Raw genomic sequence first — 19,962 nt, 5'->3', positions numbered from 1 at the left:
TCTGACGGCCTAAGTTTTCCTTAGCCCTCACCGGACCGGCAAAACGGAAACGGTTTCCGTTTTCGAAAAGCGAAACCGTTTCGCATTTGGCCCTAACCTGTGCGCCACTCAGGTTTTGCGGAGCGCAAGGTGGGGGACGCGTCCCCCACCCTACCGGCACAGCACTGGCATTGGCGGGATCGCCGGCACGCCGCTGAGGGTTCGCGGGATCGGCCCTCGACCGACTGCAATCAGGGTCCGCAGGCTCCGGATGGCGTAGTAGTTCGCCCTCCGCATGTCGTGGGTGGCACGGCGAACCCGCCGCATCTGCCACCACGCCACCGCGGTGATGAACGGGCTGATCAGGCGCATAGCTTGATCACTTCCTGAAGGATGGTGGCTGCGAGGCGCTCGTCCCCGTAGGTGCTCTTCAGCAAGCCCGTGCTGGCCCATTCGTCGAGCAGCAGCCGGGCCTTCGCTGCCAAATCAGCCGGGCTTCGGGAGGGCTCGGCGGCAGCGCGCTTCACGATGGCTTCGTGTCGGTCGCTCTCGAAATCTAAGCGGTCATCGTCCCAGTGCTCGGCAATCGCAGCCGTGTTGATCCAGGCTCGGTGCTGGACAGCCCAATCACAGGCACGGACGAGGTCGGAAGGCGCCCCGGGCGGCAGTGAACCGGAAGGGAGGGCCATGACGGCCCCACCTGTCAGCGGAGCGGCGAGGATGGCGCCAAGGGCGGCGCGGCGGGTGGAGGCTGTCATCGCGACACCTCCCGCAGCGAAAGCGCCAGCTTGAAAGCCGCGTTCCAGTCGTCCTGAAGTCGCTGGGCCACGTCCCTCATGTTGTAGCCTACGACCTGCACGCCCGTAGCGGTGCAGTTGTCGGATGACCCCAAATCGTACACGACGTTCGCCCATGCCAACAGATCGGCTACGTCCGTCTCCATATCGGAGATGAGGTTCGCGAGGTTGTCGCGGCGGTGCTCGCGCTGGCTCATAGGCAGCCCCCGTAGCCCGGGAAGCCCTGCTCGCCGATCGCGTCGTATTCGGCGACGCCGTTGTCGTCGGTCAGCCCCTCGGCGTCGTGACCGTCTTCGAGGTCAGCGTCGCCCTCAAGGGCATCGAGTAGAGCCAGGTCCGCCTCGATCCGGTCAGCGATCCGGCGGCGCAGCTCGCGGACGCGCTGGCGGTCGGCATCGGCGAAGAAGCTCGCCAGACCGATCTGAATGTCGGCGATGGCTAGGTCGGCGGGATCGGTCTCGCGGCAGGCTCGAATGGCCCGGGAGACGGGACCCAGCTGCCGGGCGAGCCCCTGGCCTAATAAGGGCCGCGGGTTGCCGTACTGGGGTAATAAGGGCGTGCGTGTGCTATGGGCGTGAGTAGCCATTGACGTAGATCCACTGCGTTGATGGTTAGGCTCGGTTCAGGGGCTGCAACCCCTGTCCGGGCCGTTGCCTTTCGGCGACGATGTAGTTACAAGTAGCGCATCAGCTTGTCAACTACACCGGCATACGATGTCGTCTAAATCGCTACCTGTTTCGCTTCGCCTCCCTCCCGAGGTCAAAACAGCTGCTGAGAAGGCGGCGAAGGACGATGTCCGGTCGCTGTCCAGCTTGTTGGAAAAACTCCTCACCGAGCACCTAAAGGCGAAGGGCTATCTCAAATAGCCAACCCACATGCGGAGTATGTAGGCCGTGAAGCACATCTACACCTTCGCCGAGGTCGACGGTTCGCGACTGGCTGCTACCGCAGACCGCGATGGAGCGAACCTACCTGGTGGCCCCAAGTTGTGGCGGCGAATAGACAAGCTCGATGTCGAGAAAATGGTCAGTAGCTCCGGCATCACTGCGATGGGCAACGCCGAGGAGATCCTACGCGACGTGCGGGACCACGGCGTCTATCTCACCGCGAGCCGACCTGTCTGACCCATGATCGCCGGCTAGGGCTACGTGAGGCACCGCGAGGATCCTGAGCGCGAACTAGCATCCTGGATCGGTCACGCATCAAGGCAATAGAATGTTAGCTGATGCAGATCTGAAATCATTTGTCGATATTTTTAACTCCGCGAAGATTTTAGACAGAGAATTCACTGAAGATACTTTAAGTCAGCTGCAAATTGGCGACACTGTGCTGTCGTCTGTTGAGATTTGGCGACTAGCAAAATCTGCCGAAATTGCTTTTTTTTGGGTGATGCGCCGGAAGACGCAGCAAGAGTCTTGCTCTTTTTGCAAGGGAAACTGCAAGGCAATAGCTGCGTTGCTTTCGATTGTCGCGATAAATGGATTGAAGCAACCGCCTGGGGCCTGAGATCTATGGCGGCTAGAGAAGCACTCTATGGTCGCCAGCCTATATATATGAGACAGAGGCATGTAGGAGAAGCATGCCGAAGATTGAGGACGCGAGGCTATAAAATTGAAGTTGGTGCGCAAGGACCTCGCATGGCAGCATCGTCAGAGCGCGAACTATTGACGGTAATCGATAATTTTGCCGCCCTTATTGGCGGACTTCGTATTCTTGAAATTATTTTTGGGCGAATGCGAGAAAGAAATCTCTTCCACAACGGCTTTTGGTTGTTTGGCAACACAGTACCCGGTTTCACTCAAGAGGGACGAATTGCCAGCCCTTATGGGTGGCTTTGCTCTGTAGCCATACGAAATATTTCGAAAGCGGGAACGGCAGCCAAGCCCAGCCGTATGATAGACACTTTGTTCTCTATATCGGAAGATTATCTAGCTATATATGACGCCCAACGGTACGGACAATTTGAGCACTCGAACGTAGATGTTACAGAAATACCGCGTGCATTGCGAGAGTCTTTGATTTGGAGAGAGGCCTTTACATTACCACAAACTCCTCAGATGGTTACAAAGACGCTTGCTCGGGCATTCAATAAGTTTATTACAGTCGATGATAAGCGCAATTTGGGTTTTGATCTGACAAAAGTATTTCATGAAATCGATAAATTGCTTGATTGTACCGCAGAAGACAGGCCAACAATTTGTCCGAAAGATCGTGCGACGCAAGATTTTCCTATTTTATTCGCCCAAGGCCTAAGAAAAGGGCATGCCATCTACAATGACGTCATCGATCCTGTTGACAGAAGTATAGAAAATCAAGAAGGAAATATATTTTATGAGCGTAGCTTAAATGAACTTGTTCTCCTGCCAAAGACCCTGACAGGAGCTCACTGTTGTTTCTTAGTTTACAAATTGGTCTGGTCAACTTTGCCGAAAGAGCGAGCGTCTAAAATTGTTGGAGACTCAATGGAATGGGCAATCCAAATTGCATGCGAGGGAAAATCGACGGTAGCGTTCTTTCAATACAATTATTTGGTCAAGAAACAAAAATTCGAAATTGATTATGCAGCGCGCACTGATGACAGGATAGTTTTGTTCGAGACCAAGGCTAAGTCCTTAACTGCTCCGGCAAGGTCCGGAAATCCAATAAAATATTTGACGGATTTTTCTCAGAGTTACCTCGCAATGCTTCGGCAACTTTCTCGACATGAAATCAATATCAAGGCTGGACATACCGAAATTGCCTCTATCAACGATGATTGGTCTGCCTTAAGATTAATTAAGCTAGCGATCTCGCCGCTGTCATACGGACAGATGTCTGACAAAGTCTTGTTAAGGGCTATAATGGGATCGCTTACGAGAGCGGTCTTTCATTCGGTTACTGGACGGCCCGAGGATGACGATGCCATAAATTCATTTAATCAAAATCTTCGAAAATTGTTTATATTGTTGCAGCAAGTCGCGCCGAACGAAGAAGGAAAGATTGATCTTGGGGCATATTTGTTCAATGTTCATTGGTTAGATCTAGGTGAAATCATACATTTGTTGAGTATTTCGCGGTCTGTTTCTGAAGCTTCTAGGTTGCTGATGCCGGTTACTTATGCGTCAAGAGACTTTTGGACTGAATTAGCTTTCCTTGAGCGCCAAGGGATGTTTGCGGTAGCTCGACGTCCTTTGCCTGAAAATGGCGGTTCTGATCATGATGGGTTTGCTTGAGCGTGTCTGAGCTGCTCCGGTCTCGGGACCGGCGTTTGAGGTGATGGGCACCAAGACTCACTCCGCCTTGGCCATTTGACGCCCGTGGTTCTGCATGATGTCGCGGAAGGGGTGAAAGCGGTAGGTCAATTGATCCTGCAGCACAAAGCCACGACGCAGCTCAGAGCGCCAAACCCGATGCTGCACCATGCGACCCACATCGCGTATCGGATGAACTTTGCCGCACGATGTAGAACCATCGAGTTCCGATCGATACACTCGGCGCTGTCTTCAAGCAGTTCGGCTTTCGAGAGTTTCATGGCTTTCTTGCTGTGCAGATCGCCGAGCCAAGCGGCGGGAGTATTGCCGACGTAGCTGAAGGCGTCCGGCATAGCAGTCAGGTTAGCGAACACCATCGCCGCCAAGAGGCCGCAAACCGTTGCCAGACCGATCGCGGCAAAGATAATGAACTCCAGCTGGCTGACTAAGAGCCTGTTTGAGCGCCTCTGCCGGCCGTCCCCATCTGTCTCGTGTAGCAACACAAATTCCGCCTGGCGGGGCGGGGTGGAGAGCAGATGTGGACGGACCGACATCGGACGCGTCACGAGGCGCGTCTGAAGAACATGGTGCTGCAAGCGGGCTTGGACGAGGTGGCCCGTTTCCTGGAGCGCGCGGATCCGCCGGGCTGTCCGGAGGCTACACCGGCGCGCCACGCGCTGGCAGGGATAGCTTGGCACTTGCGGACGGGCGGAGGATGGCGGTCGCTGCCTGCGGGCTTTCCGCCGTGGCGCACGGTCTACGGCTGGTTCCGGCGCTGGATCGACAAGGGCCTGTTCGAGAGCCTGCTGCGGTCTCTGACCCGCCGTCAGCGGCGGCGTTGCGGACGCCGGTCGGAGCCACGGCTGGCGATCATCGACACGCAGAGCGTCAAATGCATCGGGGTGCGCGGACCGCGCGGCTACGATGGCGCCAAGAAGGTCGTCGGGCGCAAACGCGTGGCCTTGGTCGATGCCGAAGGCCATGTTCTGGCGCTCGCCGTCGTGCCGGCCAACGTGCAGGATCGCGATACCTTACCCGCCCTTGATGATGGCAAGGAGCAGTGGCCCAGTCTACGCTTGGCCATCCTCGACGGCGCCTTCGCGGCCGAACGCTGCCGGGAATGGTGCAACATCCACGGCATGCGCCATCGCGTCGTCGAGAAAGACCCGGATCAGAAGGGCTTCGTCGTCCTGGAGCGGCGCTGGGTCGTGGAGCGAACCTTCGGCTGGCTCAGCCATTGGGGCGGCCTGCACCGTGAGCGCGCCGGTCGCCTTGATGTCGCGACAGGGCGCCTCGTCTGCGCCGCCAGCCTCATGGCCGCTAATGCCCTCAACAATCCGGCTTAAGATAAGACGCTCAAACAGGCTCTAAGACCGTCACGCTGGCGGTGGCGATTACCGAGGCTGCCGTCGCTAAGAAACCGAAGAATGTCATCGCACGCTGGTTGCCAGCCAGCGCCACTGTCAGCTGCGCCGTAAGGTAGGCGTCAGCGTCTTTCTTCACTAACTCCAGCGTGTCATCGTCCGCCCCTGCGAACCCGTCGGTGAGATCAGACATGGCCGGCCTCGAAGCTCATCCTGACAAACGCCCAACGGGAACGAAGGCCCCAGGAGCCGGCGTGCAACAGCGAAAGGGCAGCAAGCGCGCGCCTGGGAAGGGTGGGATTACGATGGATGAGGAAATTCGACATCGGAAGGAGCCTCCACCGGCGCGGCATGAAGAGCTGCCGCCCAAACCGAGTGACGAGAAAAAGGACAGATGAGCTAAGGGAGTAGCTTAGTCTGCTACCTCATCCGCGCTCCGCTGCTCGCCGTTACGACCGCTCCGCCGGCGCCATCGTCCGGCCCCGGCTCAGCACCACGTCCTTGAACAGGTTGCCGGAGGCTGACGTGCGAACGTTGGTGTCCGGCCCAGGCTTCTGAACGAGGACGTTCACGCTGCCGTTCGCCTCGACCTTCGTGCCGCCCACGACACCGGCACGGCTGGCGGAGGCATCGAGGCGGCCCTCGCCCTTCTGCATCGTCTCGAACGCCTTCCTAGCCTTCTCCCGGGACGCCCAGGCCTCGCCGTCGGCTTGGCCAATTTCGGGGCGCGGTAAGCCTGGGGTACGGGCAGTCGGCGCCTCAACACCCTGTCGGCGCAGCCGGTCGAGGAAGGGTTTCCGGATCCCGTAAGCGAGGCTGTGCTCGCGCGGGTTCTCGTACCCGGTGATGCCCGTCCACAAAGACTGCTCGCCGCTCTGCGCGCCGCGGATCCGATCGTAGACCCGGCGGTAGGTGCCCATCATCTCGCGGCGGTACATCTCCTGCTGAACGGAGCGATCCGTCCAGTCCTTGCCCATCTCGGCGCCCAGAGCGCGAAGCCGTGGGAAGCGCTGATTGCCCTTGGCATCGCTCCACTGCACGGTGCCGAATGCATGGGGGACGCCGCTACGGTCGTGATCGCCCTTAGCCGCCGGGTTCAGGTTCAATCCCGACTCGCCTTGCATCATCGCGACCTGGCCGCGGGCTTGCTCCTCGGTGTAGCCCATGCCGCCCTTGTCGGTGGGGCGGCGGAAAAACTCCATCCAGGAGGCGACGTTCTCGCGACCCGAGCCAGACATGCGGCTACCGGCGGCGCGGCGGCCATCGTTGCCTGTGTAACCGCTGGGTGGCTCGCTGCCGCCGCCGACACTGGGTAGACGAGGCGTCTCGCCGCCGAGGCCAGGGATCCGCCCGCCCGGCCCGGTCGGCACCATGGCCCCACCGTCGTAGCCTGGCACCTTCTTCATCAAGTACTTCCGGAACGCCTCGCGCGCCGCGTCGCGCTGAGCCTCCGGAATGGGACCGATGCCGCCAGGCCCACCGTAGATCCTGGCGCCGCCGAGAGAGGCTGCCTGGACCCGAGCGTCACCGAACAGGCCGTCGGCGTCCAGGGATGATTTCTGGGCCGTGGCGCCCTGCTGCGTCTTCAACTGCTCCGACAGACCGTCGACCGACTTGCGCAGTCGCTCGGTCGAAGCATCGTAGTCCTTCTGGCGCTGCTCCGGGGTGCGGGCCTTAAGCCGGTTCAGTTCGGCCTCGGCCGCGTCCAGCTTCTGTTGCGCCGCCTCCGGGCTGTCGATCAAACCCATGCGCTGCTGCGTGCGGCCGATCAGGTGCTGCGACGCCTCGTTCGACACGTCCCGCAACTTGCGCAGGCGGTCGACGTTCTCCGAGGCGTTGATCTCGTCGTCGCCCACCATGGGGGCGAGCTTGCGGGCGAGCGGACCACTGCCACCGTCGAGGTGCCGCAGTGCTTCCAGGGTTTTGCCCTCGCTGAGGCTTTTGATCGACGCCGCGATCTCGGCGACGCCTTTGGCCAGCGGCGTCACCAACGCCGTCGTGGTGAGCAGCATCTGCTCCGCGTTTTTGCCCGCGGTCTGCCAGTCGATCTTGCCCAGTTCCTCGCCGATGTCGTGCATGCCCCGGCGGAGCCCTTGGATCAGCTCTTTCCGCTGGCCCGAGACGAGATCGTTCATCCACGAGGTGAAGCGCTCGGCCGGTACCATCAGCTCGGAGGCGATGGTCATGCCGACTTTGGACATGGACGAGCGGAGGTCAGAAAGCGCTCGATCGTACCGCTCGGCACTCGCAACGGCAGCAGGGTCCAGGGGCCCAAGTTTCTCGGCGGTCTTCGCGTTCAGGTCCTTTATCGCTCCCAGGTGCTTATCGCCGAGCCGGCCCAGGTCCATGTTGCCGAACAGCTTCTCGGCGAAGCGACCCCGGTCCACCGCGTTCGGGATCTGCTCCATGAACTCCTCAGCCATCTTCAAGGCTTCGTCGTTGTTCGTGGTGCCTTTGAGCTTGATCGCGAACTGGGCGACCACTTGGTTCTGCGACTGCAGGAACCCCATAGTCTCACCGACGCCACGGCGGATGTCGCGCATGTTCGTCGCAAAGCTTTTTGGGGCGGCCGAAGCGGCATCGCCCGACACCCCGAACTTGCCAGCCACCGACTGGAACACGCGCAGCTGGTCGGCGGCCATGCCGGTCTCACGACCGAGCTGCCCGAGGCTCGACAGGTTGCCGGAGAGACTGTTCAGCGCGTTGGCGATGCCCGCCACTGCCACGCCGGCGCCGATGCTGGTGACGCCTAGGCCAGCGAGTGCCGGGCTCAAAATCGTCTTGGCCGAGTTCGCCGTCGACTGGATCGCAGCCTCGGCCTTGCCCATGCCCTTCGCTAGGTTCTGGCCGTGTTGGGCACCTTCGCGGCTGGTGTCGAGCAGCTGAGCCCGGAGGGCCTTCAGAGGGCCGCTGAACCGGTCAACGACCTCGGCCTGCATGCGGAGCGCTTCATCAGCCATTTGCGGTCACCTTCTGCCACTGAGAGCCATTCCACCGGAGCTTGATCCCGAACAGCTCCCGGATCTCACCGATGCGCGGCGGGTCGTTCGAGGCGATGGGCTGGTTGTTCGGCTGGTCGGTCATGCCGACACCTCCGGCGGTGCCCGCCAGTAGTCGGTGGCCGTGAACCAGGTATCGAGCGCTTCGAGGTCCAGCGGCACGTCGGCGGCCTTCGCGAGCGCTGCCCAGTCCGGATCCGCGTAGTCGAGGCCCAGTGCTTCCAGCGTGCCGTAGCCGTTGGCCGTGTCGGGATGACCGTGCTGGGCCAGGAACCGGGCTGCGATGCCATCTGCCTCGACGGCAACGGCCTGGTCGAGCCCGTAGGCAACCTGCAGCGGCGCGCCGAACTCCACCGCCATCCGGGCGGCATAGGGGCCAATCGCGCGGATGACCTCGGCGAGTCCGGCGTGGGCCAGCGCCAACGGATCAGGGGGTGTCCCCAAATCTGGGGAGACCAAATCTGGAGCGGCCTTCTTCCGATCCGTCTTGGCGCTCGGCCCCTTGGCCTTGCCGCCGCGGTAAGTTTCCGCCCGCCCGCCCAGCAGTTGCTCCGACGCCTCGACGTTCACCAGCCCGTCGACCGTCAGCACGATGCTGCCCTTGGCTTCCCAGCGCCCAACCGTCGAACGGTTCACACTATGGCGGCGGGCGAAGGCGGCTCGGGTTTCAGTTGTTGCCATGTTGCGTGTTGCCTGTTGCGCTAGCCGTTCTGTGTTGCTGGGTTTTGGGGGGCGCTATCTGCGGAGTTATCGGACTCATGCGGACCCGTGTCCTAGGGGAGGGTAAAAGAGGACCCGAGTCCTATTTAGACCGGACACCCTCCGCAGGGAGATCCATCACGGGTCCCACCCTCTGGCAGTGAGGGACGGTCGCTCACCGCATCCCTGCCGATCGCCGTCACGCCGCCGTGTCGGCGCGCGACCAGGTGTTGCCGGTCCAGCGCATAGTGTGGCCGTCGATCACCTTCGTGTCGCCGACGTTCGGCCAGCCGGCCATGCCAACGCTACGCGCGTCCCCCGGGTCCTTGCTCATCATCGTGTTAGCGAGGTCGTTGTAGACGGCGAGCATCTGAGTGTCGGTCGGGTTCGGCGGGGTGTTGGCCATGATGGCTCTCCAGACTGTCGGGTGAGGAGACCGCAGCAGGCCACTACACCGCCGCGGTCTCCGATGGTCCGTCGCTTGGTCGACGGGGCGCAGTTGCGCCGGCCTTGGTATCCCCGGGTCCATGGCATTCGAGGCAAGGGACAGGCTGGCTTGTCGCTGTTGGGCTGGCTGCATCGCCCTCAATGGCGTGGGTGAAGGGGGCCCTCTCGGGTCTGGCCCACGCAATTTCGTTCAGGCCACGCGCTTCCAGCGGGTGCCGTCCATGGCGAAGCGCTCGGCGCCGACTTTGTAGGCGGCACCGGGAGTGTGGAGATCGCGCCGGGTCTGCTCGACGACCGCGCGGGTCTGAGTGCCCTTGGCTTCGTTCTGGCGGATCTGCGCCGACCACGCTGCAAGGCGCTCAGCCTGGGTCGGCTTGCGCTCAGCGGTCACCGGCTCAGGCTTGTTGAGGACACGGCGCCAGAAGGCGGCGTGCTCACCGGGGTTCTGTCGATCAATGCTCATGCTCAGCGTCCCGTGTTGGAAGTGATGGGAGAGGGAATGCCGCCCCAGATGCGGGGAGCATCGCGGCCGAGACCGGGCAGCGTGACGCGGTGGGACAGCGGGATGTGCGGCTCGCCTGGCGTGCCGGGCACGTAGACTTCCTGCTCGACCCGCTTCGCCGCACGGTGCCGTAGGTCGTCGCCGGCCATTGCGCTCGCGCGGGAGCCGTCGCGGCTGTCGACCCAGACGAGGTTGTGTGAGGTCTCGTAGCGGGTGGGCGTGCCTGCGGTGCCATTGAACGGCTCGCCAGGCGGCACCGGCTCGGCGCCGTCAGGCAGGTTCTGGTTCGCCTCGGCGATTGCCTGCTCGTGCCCACGCAACTGGTTGAGCAGCCCGGCCATCTCCTGAGCCATGGCCACGTACCTGTCCGCGAGCTTGCCGGCCTCGGCGCTGGCCTTCAGGCCGACCTTGCGCAGAGCTTTGCGGCGGGCCTGCTCGGCCTCATTCTTGGCCTTCGCGTCGGCCTCGGCGATCACTGCGATGGCGTGCTGCGCCTCTGCCTGATCCTGCTTCGCCTTCGCCAACGCGATGCGGGTGTCGAGGGCGAGCAAATCCTCGACCGAGCCGTTCACCAGCACGTCGGACCGGGATGCCTCTAAGGACTCGCGCTCGGCTTGAGCGCGGTCACGGTCCGCTATGATCTGTGCGGCAGTCCGGGGCTCGACCGGCACCGTCACCGGCAGACGGTCAATGTAGCTGCGGCCCAAGCTGACGTGCGGCGCGACGTTACCGTCGTGATTGTTGTGGCGGATGTTGACGTACTGCATGCCGGCCGTCCTCAAGCTGCCTGTCGCAGGGCGGGAGCGGCCGGAGGCGTGCGGGGGCCGTCGTCCGGGCTGAGCCGAACACCGTGACGGGCGAGGTGAGCGCGCACGCCCTGGCGCACGTATTCCGAAACTGTCTGACCGCGCTGGCGGGCGGTACTCTCTACGGCTCGGGCGAGATCAGTCTCGACCTTCAGCCGGAGTAGTGCGTCTCGTCGGAGTGGGTTGGTCATCGTAAGTGCCACCGCGTTGCAGTTGCGTGGCTCTTACAGTGCTATCTTATTGACCGGTCTGCAATAACGGCCGTCACGTCAGCTAATGCCAGATCTACGTCCGCCGTTATGTACAGTTGTCCAACGTTGTGTTTTGTTGCGGTTGGGCTGAGTTGTTCTGTCGCACATTTATAGATGAATGTCTTTGTCAGCTTCCCCGTTCAGATGGGGTGCGATCTCGTCCTACATGCCGATCAGGTCGATCCGGCCGCCTCTGGATCATGCGAGAGATGATGCAGACGGATGCCAACCAGCTTGCCTCTAGGATGCAAACCTTGAGGACGGTGTCAGTCAGCATGTCACTAAACGTGCACCCATTGATTGCACCTGCCACACCGCTGGCAAGAGCGATGGCGGTCACGATCGGGATCAGCACATACCAGTTTAGTAGCACGCCGCATGTGGCCCCGAGCAGGGCGATCAAGAGATGTACCATCGACAACGCCATATCCCGCTTATTCCCCCCTTAAGCGAGGAATATCCAGGATGGTACAACGGCAGGATGCATAAAGCGATGCAGATACCGTTGCGACATAACGTACAATTCGTTACATTGATGGGAATTCGTTATTTTTCTTAAAGTCTTATTGAATTCAATTTAGACCATGTACTACTGAAAATACATCACAGCTAAATACCCCATGGCGCCAATAGCTATGGCCCACATCAAACCAATCACTGCAAGCATGATTAATTTGCGAAGGGGCATAGCGACATTCCGAAATGCAGTGTGACTTCCGCCATCTTGAGTGGGGAAATCAAGATTGAGAAATCTGCAGATAGTGTCCATGGTGCGGATCATAAGTGGCGTCACAATTGAATACCTTAAACCTATAAATTCATTTGCACCTTCCGGTACCCGTCGCACTACGCAGGTGGGAATGGATCCACAATCAAGGCGGCATACGGACTGACCAAAAGAGGTACGCGCGCCGATACGCTCGCTCTATCGGATAAGTTTCAGCCGCTCGCCCGCGAACGCGCCCACTCCCGATCGCGCTCGCCCTGAAGCTCCCGCTGTCGCGCTTCGTAGGCGGCTTGCTCGGCCAGTTCCCTCAGGAGCCTGCGATCTGCCGCGGCGGCTGCCCGGCGCTTTTCCGCATCAGCTTCAGCCCTCTGCCGAAGCACCTCCTCCAGGGTTGGCGGCTTCACGGGCCGCTTGGCCCTCGCTCTAAGCGGGGTCCGACGTGCCGCGCGGGGCGTTGGGTACGGCCAATCCATTCTTGGTGGGGCAGGCCGAGAGTGCCCGACGGCGGCTTTGGCCTCCAACAGCGTCATGCCGGCCGAGGCAGCAAGGCGCTCGGCTGCGGCGAGGCCGGCGGCGCGCTCGCCAGCTGTAGCTCCGCGCTTGGCCAGGGCGAGGCACTTCTCGAAGCGGTCGCGCTCGGTGGGCGTCATGGCAGGGCTCCGGAACTTTTTCGATGCTGCCGAGTGCTTGATGGAAGAGGAAGGCGCGTTCGACGCCGTCTTTTCGAGGGGATCCGATGAATACTAACAAGGGTTTGTTTTCGAAGATCGTCGGCTTTTTGAGATACAGACCAAGTGCCTCCGACAACGATCAGGGTTATGGATCGCGCGATAATGGCAATTACAATTCCAATTCCAATTCCGGCAATATGTCGGTGGATTTTGACGGCGACTATCGTAGCGCGACGGCAATGTTGAGAGAGCGCATGAGTGAGCGCTTCCCGGATAACTTCTACGCACGGGTGGGATCGGAGATGAACAGCGCGCGCGACTACGGTGATGAGCGTGCTAGCGCAGTAGATACGGCTTCGGCCGCCATAGCCGCAGCACTTCGCAAGGGTGCGACGGTTAAGCAGGCGGCCGATGCAGGGGCAGCCAGCGTCGGTATCTGAATAGTGCTCGGTGGGTGGCTAGAGTCACACCTCTGCTGCCCGCCGTTTCCGATCCTCCTGTACGTCCCCCATAGCGATCGCGATATCGCTGGCCGGCACGTTCTTAAGCCTTGGAATGAGCTTGAGCAGCGTTTCCCGCGGTAGCTTCTCGACCAGCATTTCGGCCGCGCGCTTCGCAGCTTCTTTCCGATCCGCATCGGTCAGGTGAGCGTAGTGTTTTGCCCAGACGCTGCGGATGATGTCGTTCCGCTGCGGCTTGGTGATGTAGCCAATGCGGAATAGTTCGCGGGCCGCCCCTTCCTGCCAATCCGGGTTGTCCTTCGCCTCGTCCCAGACCTGCTTCAACTCACTGAAGTCGTGCTCGACCTCGTGCGATAGGGCCTTCCTAGACGCGGTACCCCGCTTCGGTCCGGTCGCTTCGGCCGCCGCTTCCCGCACGCTCAAACCCGCAACGCGTTGCGCTTTTGCCGGGTCGCCTTCGACGTGCCGAGCGATCCGCGTGTAGAGCTGTGCAGTCCTCGGCGAGACCGTGGTGTTCAGCCGAAGCCAGGCGTCCCAGCCGCCGTGCGGGACGGTCTCCTTGGCCTGGGAAAGCAACCGGCCGCACTCGACAGCGTACCGCGCTCCCTCGCGCTTTGCAGCCTCGACACCGGCATGGGCCGCGTTAATGGCGCTCGCAATATTCGACTTCGTCATCACGGATCTCCCGTTGCTAGTGGATGGTAGCAGGCTGCGGACAGGGCGGACATTTCGGACAAATGTCCGGTTTGTCCGGTGTCCGGGACCGGACGGACAGGACAAAACCCTAGGGATCTGTCCTGTCCGTCCGGTCGAGCCGGTCATTCAGCGGCCTCGATCATCCAGAGATGATCGACACCTTTGAGCGCCACCGAGCCGATCAGGCTGCGGCCGAGACAGGTATCAACAGCGCGCTTGAAGGCCTTCCGCTTTGCCTCGGTGCGCTTGGCCTCATCGTCCCCATCCGCTGGGTAGATCGCGCTGAACCCAATTTTCACGGCCTGCAACGGGACCGCGCGAACCTCAGCGCCCTCGTCGCCGAACGGCCAAGCACGCACCCCATCGTCAACGAGGCTCGACAGCAGGGCTTGCCGGAAGACCTTCACGGATGTCGGCCAGCGTTCCTTGCCGGCCGCCATTGCGGCGGAGGACACTCGATCCGTCTGCCACTGGACTACACAGGTCGTGATCGGCTCCTGATCGTAGTTCTCGCCGACGGTGACGACCTCCAGTGCGAATGGGATCTCGTAGCCGCAGCGTGCGCCACGGACCTTCCGGATCGCCATGCGCGTGTTCGAGATCGTGCCGCCCTCGTCGCGGTTGGCGAGCACCGCCAGCACCACGTCGGCCGCGGCTTCCTTGGCGGAGGATCCACGGGTACCGGTCTCGGTCGTCTTTCCGAAGTGGTCGATGCCGAGGACGAACGCGCCGGTCTGACGGCTCAGCGCCTCCATGGCGTTCATCACCTTCTGCGCCTCGGCCGCGCTGTTCTCGTCGCCGAAGCCAGCGGCTGCAGCCACCGTGTCGATGATGATCATCGCCAGCGGGAGGTCGAACGTCTCGCGCAGATGTTCAGCTGCAGCCTTTGCCGTCGTGGCCAGCTGCGCCACAGCCTCGGTGCTGAGGAGGCGTGGGCAGTCCTCGATCCAAGCGAACGGTAGACGTTCGGTTGCATCCGAGCCGAGCTTGCCGTGAACCAGACCCCTCAAGCGGATGGGGATCTCAAAGGCACCTTCTGAGGCGACGAACAGCACGCCGCCGCGGCGCATGACCCGCCGGCCGGCGAACGGCTCGCCGGTCATGATGGATGCGGACAGGTCGAGGGCCGTAAAGGTTTTGCCGGAGCCCCACTGCCCAGGCATCAGCCCCTTACCGGTCTCGCTAATTAGGTCTTGGACAAGCCAGTCCCGATCGGCTTGCGGATCTGCATCGCCATGCCACCGGATGCTGATGGCAGGCCCATTGCGAGCCGGGACATCGTCACGCCGCTTACTCCGCGGTAGGACGTCAGGGTCCGGGCCGGGCCAGTCGTGAAACCGATCTGGCTCGTCCAGCGAGGAGCCGTGCAAAGAGCGCTCCGACATCAGGCGCCTCCTCGTGAGCCAGTGGGGCTGAGTAGCGCTGCAGCATCTGCGGCGCTGGCGAGTGCGACGGCGGCTTGGCGCAGCGCATACCGAAGGCCACGGCTGTCACCGATCGCCGCCATCTCCGAGGCCATCCGGGCATAGGCTTCAGCGATCGACGCGGCCTCGGCGACGGCGTCGAAGGTGTGAACGGCCATCGCTGCCCGCTCGGGGCTGTGGAAGGGCGCGTTCATGCCCGCCCTCCGATCCGCACTACGGAGAACAGTTCGTCGAGGCGGCCGACGAAGCCGACCTCGGCTGCCTCCAGGTGATCAGCCAGGAGCGCAACGTCTTGCACGCCATGGGTGACAAACGAGGCCTCGATGGAGGTCATCAGGTCGCCGATCGTGTCCTTCAGGAAGCCGGCCTGCTGATCCACAGTCATGTCTGGCCGAGACACGAGCTTCAGATACGCCGTCGCCGCCAAATCGGCGCCGAGGGCGTTCATATGGTCGATGCCGACGCGACGAACTTCGTCGTCATCACGGGCGGCCTCAAGCCGAGCGTCAGTGTCGCGCATGATCTGTCTGAGGTTGGAGGCGCTCATGCGCGCCCCCAACGATCAGTCACCGTGAAAGCCAGTTCGGCCACGGCGGAGGCAACGGCCGGCGAGAGACCGAAGCGTGCGGCGAGATAGAGATCTTGCCGAAAGGCGGGGGCGGGAGTATTTCCGTGAGTGTCGGCCTGCGAAGCGACAATCATGGAAACCTGCCTCGGCCCGCGCTGAGCGCAGGTTTTCTTTTGCATGACTCAGGCGGCCTCCATCTCAAGAGACGCGAGGTAGCCGCGAAGGCTATCTGCCGGGATCAGCGTGCGGTTGCGCGCCTTGATGGATCGAAGCTTCTTCTCCTGCAGCAGCAAGTAGATGGTGGAGCGGCTGAGGCCGGTGCTGAAGCAGGCTTCGGGGACCGTGAAGCAAAGCTTCTCCGTCGACGCACACAGGTCTCCCTGCGGCGCCTGAACCTGGTGAAAGTTCATGGCTGCTGTCCTTCTAAGTCCGCTAGAACGTCAGCGGATGCAGACTAACTTGTGCCGATCACAAGCAGCAGTCTTGTGGGCAAACAGGGGTTAAACCCCATTTTCGCCATTCACCCACTTGGCAAGCTCGTCATATGCTCTGGAGGCCCGAGTCCGAATTTCCTTTTCGTCCTTCGGTGCTCCCCCGTCCTCTCTCTCGAACCACTCAATAATAAGCTCAGCTAGTCGGGCCTTTTTATCAGGAAGTCCGTGCCGGGCGACCCACCATCCACAATACGCCAGAGCGCCAGGCCAGTTGTGCTCTTCTGGTCTACCGCCTTTGTTAGCAACTTTGGTTGTTTCTTTCGGCCAAAGCTTCAGAACCTCATGAAGCAAAACTTCGATCTGAGTTGCTTCAACAGCGTGCAGGGTCCAAGGATTGCGCGAACCCGCGGCAGCAGGTTTTGTGAGAGAGCTGCTGGCAAAATCAATCTGCCCGGCCTGAAAAAGATAAGAACTCATCGGCCGATCAATGCTCTCGCTCATTTCACTGAAGCTTAAACCGAGTCGCATCATTTTTGCCCGAGCGCCAAGCTCGTTGGAGCGAAGCTTATCCAATAACTCATGATGGGCTCGCTCTGGAAGGCGTCGGATACCGAGCACATGATCGTATGCACTCGCCAATGGCATCCATTCTTCTTCCTTTGACATCAGCATTCCGTCGCGAAGCTATGAAATGAAGTTGGCCCAGTCGTTCATCAGCTCGCGTCGCTTGGCGAACAGATCGCCCCGCCTGTAAGCTGCCTCAACCCGGTTCTCTACGACGTGCGCAAGCGCGGCCTCGACCACCTCTCGTGGGAAGCTCGTCGTCTCGCTCGCCCAATCTCTGAACGCGGATCGGAACCCGTGAACCGTGATGTCCTTGCGGCCCATCCGGACCAAGACCTTCAGCATCGCCGTCTTGCTCAGAGGCTGACTGCGCTTCAGGCCTGGGAACACGTACTCCGAGCCGAGCGGCCGGAATTGACGGATGAGACTGAGGGCAGGGGCGCTTAGGGGTACCCGGTGCTGAACGCCGGCCTTCATCCGCTCGGCCGGGATCGTCCACGTCGCCTCGGCCTCATTGATCTCGTCCCAGCGGGCGCCAGTCGCCTCGGCCGTGCGAACCGCAGTCAGGATTGTGAACTGGACCGCCACCGCTGCGGTGCCTGCTTGGCGTTCGACATCGGTCATGAAGGCCGGCACCTCCTTGAACGGAAGGGCGGGGTAGTGAACCACCTTGCTGACCCGCGATCGCTTCGGCAGCAGGTTGGCTAGGTGACCGCGCCAGCGTGCTGGGTTCTCGCCAACACGGTGACCGTGCGTGCGCGCCCAGTCGAGCACTGACTCGATGCGGCCGCGCACCCGGACTGCCGTCACGGTCTTCGTGGTCCAGATCGGCTCCAGCGCCTGCATCACCAGGCCGGTATCGACCGACTGGACCGACACGCCGCCGAACACCGGGTAGACGAAGCTCTCGAAAGCGGTCCGCCAGTGATCGGTAGTCCGCTCGATCCAGCCGGCTTTGTGAGCCTCAATGTAGCCCTCGGCGCACGCTCGGAAGGTCAGAGCCTTGGCCGCGTCTAGCTTCAGCCGCGCCCGCGCTTGTTCGCGCTCAATGATAGGATCACGGCCATCGAGGCATAGCTTCTGGCACTCAAGCGCCTTGGCGCGCGCATCGGCCAGGGAGATTGTATGGAGCGGCCCGAGACCCATGGAGCGGGCTCGGCCGTCGAGCATGAACCGGAAGATCCAGGACCGCGCGTCGGCGTGCGTGACCTGAAGATAGAGGCCGCCACCGTCGGCATACATGCCGGGCTCGCGTGCCCTAGAAACCGCCAGCGCTGAGAGCCGTCCAACCTGCCGCACGAACAGAGCGCCTACGTCTGTACCTACAATCGTTTGTAGGATTGTGGCACACACCTGTGGACGTTGGTAGACCATCGGTCACTCCAAACCGCAGTGAAATCAGCTGATTAGGCGTCCGTAGATGTCCGCACGGACACCCGTCGTTCGCCTGCTGTTCCAGCACGATCCGGCCGAGCCGATCGGGCGCTGGCTGTCGCTCCGGGAGGATGCCCGCGGCCTGTTCGCCGAGGGGCAGCTCAACCTCGCGGTGCAGCGCGCCCGGGAGATCGACGCGCTGATGCGCGGCGGCGGCCTCGACGGGCTGTCGATCGGCTTCCGCACCCTGCTGTCCCGCAAGGGCCCGGCCGGCGAGCGCCGGCTGCAGCGGGTCGACCTCTGGGAGATCTCCCTGGTGACCTTCCCGCTGCAGCCGCAGGCCCGGGCGAGCCCGGATCGCACCCCGTCGGCCGAGGAGATCCGCGGCCTCGCCCGGAAGATCGCTCCCAACCCCGCCGCCTGCCGCGCCCCTTGCCCGCGCCCGGCGCCTCGGTTCCGCTTCACCCACCCCAGCCACGAGGTCGTTCGATGATGTCTCACACCACCGCGCTGTCGAGCCCCGCCCGGGAGACCAAGGCCGCGCTGCCCGGCCTGGAGAACAAGGCCGGCCGCCCCGGGGCCGAACCGGTCCAGCCGGCGCTGGACGAACTCGCCACCGCCTTCGAGGCGTTCAAGGAGACCAACGAGACCCGCATCGCCCAGATCGAGGGCCGGCTCGGCACTGACGTGCTCACCGAGGAGAAGCTCGCCCGGATCGACGCGGCGCTGGACGCCGCCCGCACCCGGCTCGAGCGGATCGGCCTCGACCGCGCCCGGCCGGCGCTCGGCCAGCCGGGACCCCGGGAGGATGGGGCCGCGCAGGAGCACAAGGCGGCCTTCGACCTCTACGTCCGGGCCGGCGAGAGCGCGGGGCTCAAGCGTCTGGAGGCCAAGGCCCTGTCGGCCGGCTCGGGGCCAGACGGCGGCTATCTCGTGCCGCAGACCATCGAGCGGACCGTGCTCGCGCGCCTCGCGCAGGTCTCGCCGATCCGGTCCATCGCCAGCGTGCAGCAGATCTCGGGCGCCCAGTACAAGCGCGCCGCCGCGGTCGGCGCCCCGGTGACCGGCTGGGTCGCCGAGACCGCGCCGCGTCCCGGCACCGACGGGCCGGTCCTGTCCGAGATCGCGTTCCCGGCCATGGAGCTCTACGCCATGCCGGCCGCGACCCAGACGCTGCTGGACGATGCCGTGGTCGATCTCGACGCGTGGCTCTCCGCCGAGGTCGAGATGGCGTTCGCGGAGCAGGAGGGGGTGGCCTTCGTCACCGGCAACGGCTCCAGCCGCCCGCGCGGCTTCCTGAGCTACGACACCGTGCCCAACACCGCCTGGGTGCCGGGCAAGCTCGGCGTCGTCGCCACCGGGGCGGCCGGGGCGTTCCCGTCGACCAACCCGTCCGACGTGCTGTTCGACCTGGTCTACGCCCTGCGTGCGGGCTACCGCCAGAATGCCGGCTTCGTGATGAACCGGCGGACCCAGAGCGCGATCCGCAAGTTCAAGGACGCGCAGGGCAACTACCTCTGGCACCCGCCGCTCACGGCCGCCCAATCCGCGACGCTGATCGGCTTACCCGTAACGGAGGCGGAGGCGATGCCGGAGATCGCGGCGGGCAGCCTGTCGGTGGCGTTCGGCGACTTTCGCCGGGGCTACCTGGTGGTAGACCGCACAGGCCTGCGGGTGCTGCGCGACCCGTACTCGGCCAAGCCCTACGTGCTGTTCTACACCACCAAACGCGTCGGCGGCGGGGTGCAGGATTTCGATGCGATCAAGGTTCTGAAATTCGGGTGAGCCTTGGCGTGGCTGACAGGCGCGTTGAACCCTCCCCCCTTTGCGGGGGAGGGTGGCGCCTGCGTCAGCAGGGGGCGGGAGAGGGGAGCGACGCCTCCGGAAAGGGCGCGACGGGCGCGAACTCCTGCACCGTCACGCCGCCCCTCTCCCGACCCGGCCTAACGGCCGGCCCACCCTCCCCCGC

The 19,962-nt window shown here is 62.5% G+C and carries 25 protein-coding genes; 6 read left to right on the top strand and 19 right to left on the bottom strand.

Annotated features, from left to right (window positions below; translation table 11 throughout):
• Positions 1-150: 150 nt before the first annotated feature.
• From FVA80_RS19635 to FVA80_RS19620, 4 genes are read right to left on the bottom strand one after another with little or no spacing between them, the layout of a single operon-like run.
• Positions 151-351, bottom strand: a complete 201-nt coding sequence (locus FVA80_RS19635; RefSeq protein WP_147910586.1) for a hypothetical protein — start codon at positions 349-351, stop codon at positions 151-153.
• The gene (locus FVA80_RS19630) at positions 342-737 is read right to left on the bottom strand and encodes a hypothetical protein (RefSeq protein ID WP_147910585.1); all 396 of its coding nucleotides are present in this window, start codon (positions 735-737) and stop codon (positions 342-344) included. Before FVA80_RS19630 ends, FVA80_RS19635 begins: the two co-directional genes overlap by 10 nt.
• Complete coding sequence (locus FVA80_RS19625) at positions 734-973, bottom strand: hypothetical protein (protein ID WP_147910584.1); 240 nt, start codon at positions 971-973, stop codon at positions 734-736. The genes FVA80_RS19630 and FVA80_RS19625 overlap by 4 nt, the downstream gene beginning before the upstream one ends.
• Positions 970-1,362 carry a hypothetical protein gene (locus FVA80_RS19620; protein ID WP_246692035.1) on the bottom strand — a complete coding sequence of 131 codons (393 nt, stop codon included), beginning with the start codon at positions 1,360-1,362 and terminating at the stop codon, positions 970-972. The genes FVA80_RS19625 and FVA80_RS19620 overlap by 4 nt, the downstream gene beginning before the upstream one ends.
• A 307-nt stretch (positions 1,363-1,669) precedes the next feature.
• On the opposite strand from FVA80_RS19620, the gene FVA80_RS19615 reads away from it, so the two are divergent.
• Positions 1,670-1,900, top strand: a complete 231-nt coding sequence (locus FVA80_RS19615; protein WP_147910583.1) for a hypothetical protein — start codon at positions 1,670-1,672, stop codon at positions 1,898-1,900.
• Positions 1,901-2,158: 258 nt separating this feature from the next.
• Positions 2,159-3,988, top strand: coding sequence for a hypothetical protein (locus FVA80_RS19610; protein WP_147910582.1), 1,830 nt, complete (start codon positions 2,159-2,161; stop codon positions 3,986-3,988).
• A 125-nt stretch (positions 3,989-4,113) separates the two neighbouring features.
• Here the strand turns inward: FVA80_RS19610 and FVA80_RS19605 are convergent, their stop codons facing one another.
• Entirely contained in the window at positions 4,114-4,560 is a 447-nt protein-coding gene (locus FVA80_RS19605; RefSeq protein ID WP_147910581.1) for a hypothetical protein, read from the bottom strand.
• On the opposite strand from FVA80_RS19605, the gene FVA80_RS19600 reads away from it, so the two are divergent.
• A complete protein-coding gene (locus tag FVA80_RS19600) occupies positions 4,543-5,352 on the top strand; it encodes an IS5 family transposase (protein ID WP_147911041.1) in 810 nt (269 codons plus the stop codon). The two genes, FVA80_RS19605 and FVA80_RS19600, sit on opposite strands and share 18 nt — an antisense overlap.
• A 10-nt stretch (positions 5,353-5,362) precedes the next feature.
• Here the strand turns inward: FVA80_RS19600 and FVA80_RS19595 are convergent, their stop codons facing one another.
• The 7 genes from FVA80_RS19595 to FVA80_RS19570 all read right to left on the bottom strand — a co-directional run bounded on the left by FVA80_RS19595 (position 5,363) and on the right by FVA80_RS19570 (position 10,784).
• A complete protein-coding gene (locus FVA80_RS19595; RefSeq protein ID WP_147910308.1) occupies positions 5,363-5,563 on the bottom strand; it encodes a hypothetical protein in 201 nt (66 codons plus the stop codon).
• Positions 5,564-5,819: 256 nt separating this feature from the next.
• Positions 5,820-8,330, bottom strand: a complete 2,511-nt coding sequence (locus FVA80_RS19590; protein ID WP_147910307.1) for a phage tail tip lysozyme — start codon at positions 8,328-8,330, stop codon at positions 5,820-5,822.
• A complete protein-coding gene (locus FVA80_RS32015) occupies positions 8,323-8,454 on the bottom strand; it encodes a hypothetical protein (RefSeq protein ID WP_281408661.1) in 132 nt (43 codons plus the stop codon). The genes FVA80_RS19590 and FVA80_RS32015 overlap by 8 nt, the downstream gene beginning before the upstream one ends.
• Positions 8,451-8,960, bottom strand: a complete 510-nt coding sequence (locus tag FVA80_RS19585; RefSeq protein ID WP_147910306.1) for a hypothetical protein — start codon at positions 8,958-8,960, stop codon at positions 8,451-8,453. The genes FVA80_RS32015 and FVA80_RS19585 overlap by 4 nt, the downstream gene beginning before the upstream one ends.
• A 307-nt stretch (positions 8,961-9,267) precedes the next feature.
• Positions 9,268-9,474, bottom strand: coding sequence for a hypothetical protein (locus tag FVA80_RS19580; RefSeq protein WP_147910305.1), 207 nt, complete (start codon positions 9,472-9,474; stop codon positions 9,268-9,270).
• Between the two features lie 231 nt (positions 9,475-9,705).
• Positions 9,706-9,978: a hypothetical protein gene (locus FVA80_RS19575; RefSeq protein ID WP_147910304.1), complete on the bottom strand. Its 273-nt coding sequence runs from the start codon at positions 9,976-9,978 to the stop codon at positions 9,706-9,708.
• A 2-nt stretch (positions 9,979-9,980) separates the two neighbouring features.
• Positions 9,981-10,784: a cell envelope integrity protein TolA gene (locus FVA80_RS19570; protein WP_147910303.1), complete on the bottom strand. Its 804-nt coding sequence runs from the start codon at positions 10,782-10,784 to the stop codon at positions 9,981-9,983.
• A gap of 1,753 nt (positions 10,785-12,537) precedes the next feature.
• Between FVA80_RS19570 and FVA80_RS19560 the strand changes: the two genes are divergently transcribed.
• The gene (locus tag FVA80_RS19560) at positions 12,538-12,912 is read left to right on the top strand and encodes a hypothetical protein (protein ID WP_147910301.1); all 375 of its coding nucleotides are present in this window, start codon (positions 12,538-12,540) and stop codon (positions 12,910-12,912) included.
• 24 nt (positions 12,913-12,936) lie between these two features.
• Here FVA80_RS19560 and FVA80_RS19555 read toward each other — a convergent pair whose 3' ends face one another.
• From FVA80_RS19555 to FVA80_RS19525, 7 genes are all read right to left on the bottom strand, one after another.
• Entirely contained in the window at positions 12,937-13,608 is a 672-nt protein-coding gene (locus tag FVA80_RS19555; RefSeq protein ID WP_187193424.1) for a DUF3102 domain-containing protein, read from the bottom strand.
• 143 nt (positions 13,609-13,751) lie between these two features.
• Positions 13,752-15,014, bottom strand: a complete 1,263-nt coding sequence (locus FVA80_RS19550; protein ID WP_147910299.1) for an AAA family ATPase — start codon at positions 15,012-15,014, stop codon at positions 13,752-13,754.
• A complete protein-coding gene (locus FVA80_RS19545; RefSeq protein ID WP_147910298.1) occupies positions 15,014-15,247 on the bottom strand; it encodes a hypothetical protein in 234 nt (77 codons plus the stop codon). The genes FVA80_RS19550 and FVA80_RS19545 overlap by 1 nt, the downstream gene beginning before the upstream one ends.
• Positions 15,244-15,600: a hypothetical protein gene (locus FVA80_RS19540; protein ID WP_147910297.1), complete on the bottom strand. Its 357-nt coding sequence runs from the start codon at positions 15,598-15,600 to the stop codon at positions 15,244-15,246. Before FVA80_RS19540 ends, FVA80_RS19545 begins: the two co-directional genes overlap by 4 nt.
• 203 nt (positions 15,601-15,803) lie before the next feature.
• Complete coding sequence (locus FVA80_RS19535; protein WP_147910296.1) at positions 15,804-16,031, bottom strand: excisionase family DNA-binding protein; 228 nt, start codon at positions 16,029-16,031, stop codon at positions 15,804-15,806.
• A gap of 90 nt (positions 16,032-16,121) precedes the next feature.
• On the bottom strand, positions 16,122-16,721 hold the full coding sequence (locus tag FVA80_RS19530; protein ID WP_147910295.1) for a hypothetical protein: 600 nt from the start codon (positions 16,719-16,721) through the stop codon (positions 16,122-16,124).
• 18 nt (positions 16,722-16,739) lie between these two features.
• On the bottom strand, positions 16,740-17,891 hold the full coding sequence (locus FVA80_RS19525; protein WP_348642436.1) for an integrase arm-type DNA-binding domain-containing protein: 1,152 nt from the start codon (positions 17,889-17,891) through the stop codon (positions 16,740-16,742).
• Positions 17,892-18,039: 148 nt separating this feature from the next.
• Between FVA80_RS19525 and FVA80_RS19520 the strand changes: the two genes are divergently transcribed.
• Positions 18,040-18,486, top strand: coding sequence for an HK97 family phage prohead protease (locus FVA80_RS19520; RefSeq protein WP_147910293.1), 447 nt, complete (start codon positions 18,040-18,042; stop codon positions 18,484-18,486).
• The gene (locus FVA80_RS19515) at positions 18,483-19,778 is read left to right on the top strand and encodes a phage major capsid protein (RefSeq protein WP_147910292.1); all 1,296 of its coding nucleotides are present in this window, start codon (positions 18,483-18,485) and stop codon (positions 19,776-19,778) included. Before FVA80_RS19520 ends, FVA80_RS19515 begins: the two co-directional genes overlap by 4 nt.
• The last annotated feature ends 184 nt before the right edge of the window (positions 19,779-19,962 follow it).

It is taken from the genome of Methylobacterium sp. WL1 (genome assembly GCF_008000895.1).
In the GTDB taxonomy this organism is placed as follows: Bacteria; Pseudomonadota; Alphaproteobacteria; order Rhizobiales; family Beijerinckiaceae; genus Methylobacterium.
This window is presented reverse-complemented; position numbering and strand designations above follow the sequence as displayed.

What these genes read in the sequence shown, in the direction of transcription:
- FVA80_RS19575 (WP_147910304.1), bottom strand. Translation starts at nt 9,978, where the DNA reads ATGAGCATTGATCGACAGAACCCCGGTGAGCACGCCGCCTTCTGGCGC.
- FVA80_RS19630 (WP_147910585.1), bottom strand. Translation starts at nt 737, where the DNA reads ATGACAGCCTCCACCCGCCGCGCCGCCCTTGGCGCCATCCTCGCCGCT.
- FVA80_RS19515 (WP_147910292.1), top strand. Translation starts at nt 18,483, where the DNA reads ATGATGTCTCACACCACCGCGCTGTCGAGCCCCGCCCGGGAGACCAAG.
- FVA80_RS19520 (WP_147910293.1), top strand. Translation starts at nt 18,040, where the DNA reads ATGTCCGCACGGACACCCGTCGTTCGCCTGCTGTTCCAGCACGATCCG.
- FVA80_RS19635 (WP_147910586.1), bottom strand. Translation starts at nt 351, where the DNA reads ATGCGCCTGATCAGCCCGTTCATCACCGCGGTGGCGTGGTGGCAGATG.
- FVA80_RS19605 (WP_147910581.1), bottom strand. Translation starts at nt 4,560, where the DNA reads ATGTCGGTCCGTCCACATCTGCTCTCCACCCCGCCCCGCCAGGCGGAA.
- FVA80_RS32015 (WP_281408661.1), bottom strand. Translation starts at nt 8,454, where the DNA reads ATGACCGACCAGCCGAACAACCAGCCCATCGCCTCGAACGACCCGCCG.
- FVA80_RS19535 (WP_147910296.1), bottom strand. Translation starts at nt 16,031, where the DNA reads ATGAACTTTCACCAGGTTCAGGCGCCGCAGGGAGACCTGTGTGCGTCG.
- FVA80_RS19625 (WP_147910584.1), bottom strand. Translation starts at nt 973, where the DNA reads ATGAGCCAGCGCGAGCACCGCCGCGACAACCTCGCGAACCTCATCTCC.
- FVA80_RS19545 (WP_147910298.1), bottom strand. Translation starts at nt 15,247, where the DNA reads ATGAACGCGCCCTTCCACAGCCCCGAGCGGGCAGCGATGGCCGTTCAC.
- FVA80_RS19580 (WP_147910305.1), bottom strand. Translation starts at nt 9,474, where the DNA reads ATGGCCAACACCCCGCCGAACCCGACCGACACTCAGATGCTCGCCGTC.
- FVA80_RS19570 (WP_147910303.1), bottom strand. Translation starts at nt 10,784, where the DNA reads ATGCAGTACGTCAACATCCGCCACAACAATCACGACGGTAACGTCGCG.
- FVA80_RS19560 (WP_147910301.1), top strand. Translation starts at nt 12,538, where the DNA reads ATGAATACTAACAAGGGTTTGTTTTCGAAGATCGTCGGCTTTTTGAGA.
- FVA80_RS19540 (WP_147910297.1), bottom strand. Translation starts at nt 15,600, where the DNA reads ATGAGCGCCTCCAACCTCAGACAGATCATGCGCGACACTGACGCTCGG.
- FVA80_RS19620 (WP_246692035.1), bottom strand. Translation starts at nt 1,362, where the DNA reads ATGGCTACTCACGCCCATAGCACACGCACGCCCTTATTACCCCAGTAC.
- FVA80_RS19600 (WP_147911041.1), top strand. Translation starts at nt 4,543, where the DNA reads ATGTGGACGGACCGACATCGGACGCGTCACGAGGCGCGTCTGAAGAAC.
- FVA80_RS19595 (WP_147910308.1), bottom strand. Translation starts at nt 5,563, where the DNA reads ATGTCTGATCTCACCGACGGGTTCGCAGGGGCGGACGATGACACGCTG.
- FVA80_RS19590 (WP_147910307.1), bottom strand. Translation starts at nt 8,330, where the DNA reads ATGGCTGATGAAGCGCTCCGCATGCAGGCCGAGGTCGTTGACCGGTTC.
- FVA80_RS19555 (WP_187193424.1), bottom strand. Translation starts at nt 13,608, where the DNA reads ATGACGAAGTCGAATATTGCGAGCGCCATTAACGCGGCCCATGCCGGT.
- FVA80_RS19530 (WP_147910295.1), bottom strand. Translation starts at nt 16,721, where the DNA reads ATGTCAAAGGAAGAAGAATGGATGCCATTGGCGAGTGCATACGATCAT.
- FVA80_RS19550 (WP_147910299.1), bottom strand. Translation starts at nt 15,014, where the DNA reads ATGTCGGAGCGCTCTTTGCACGGCTCCTCGCTGGACGAGCCAGATCGG.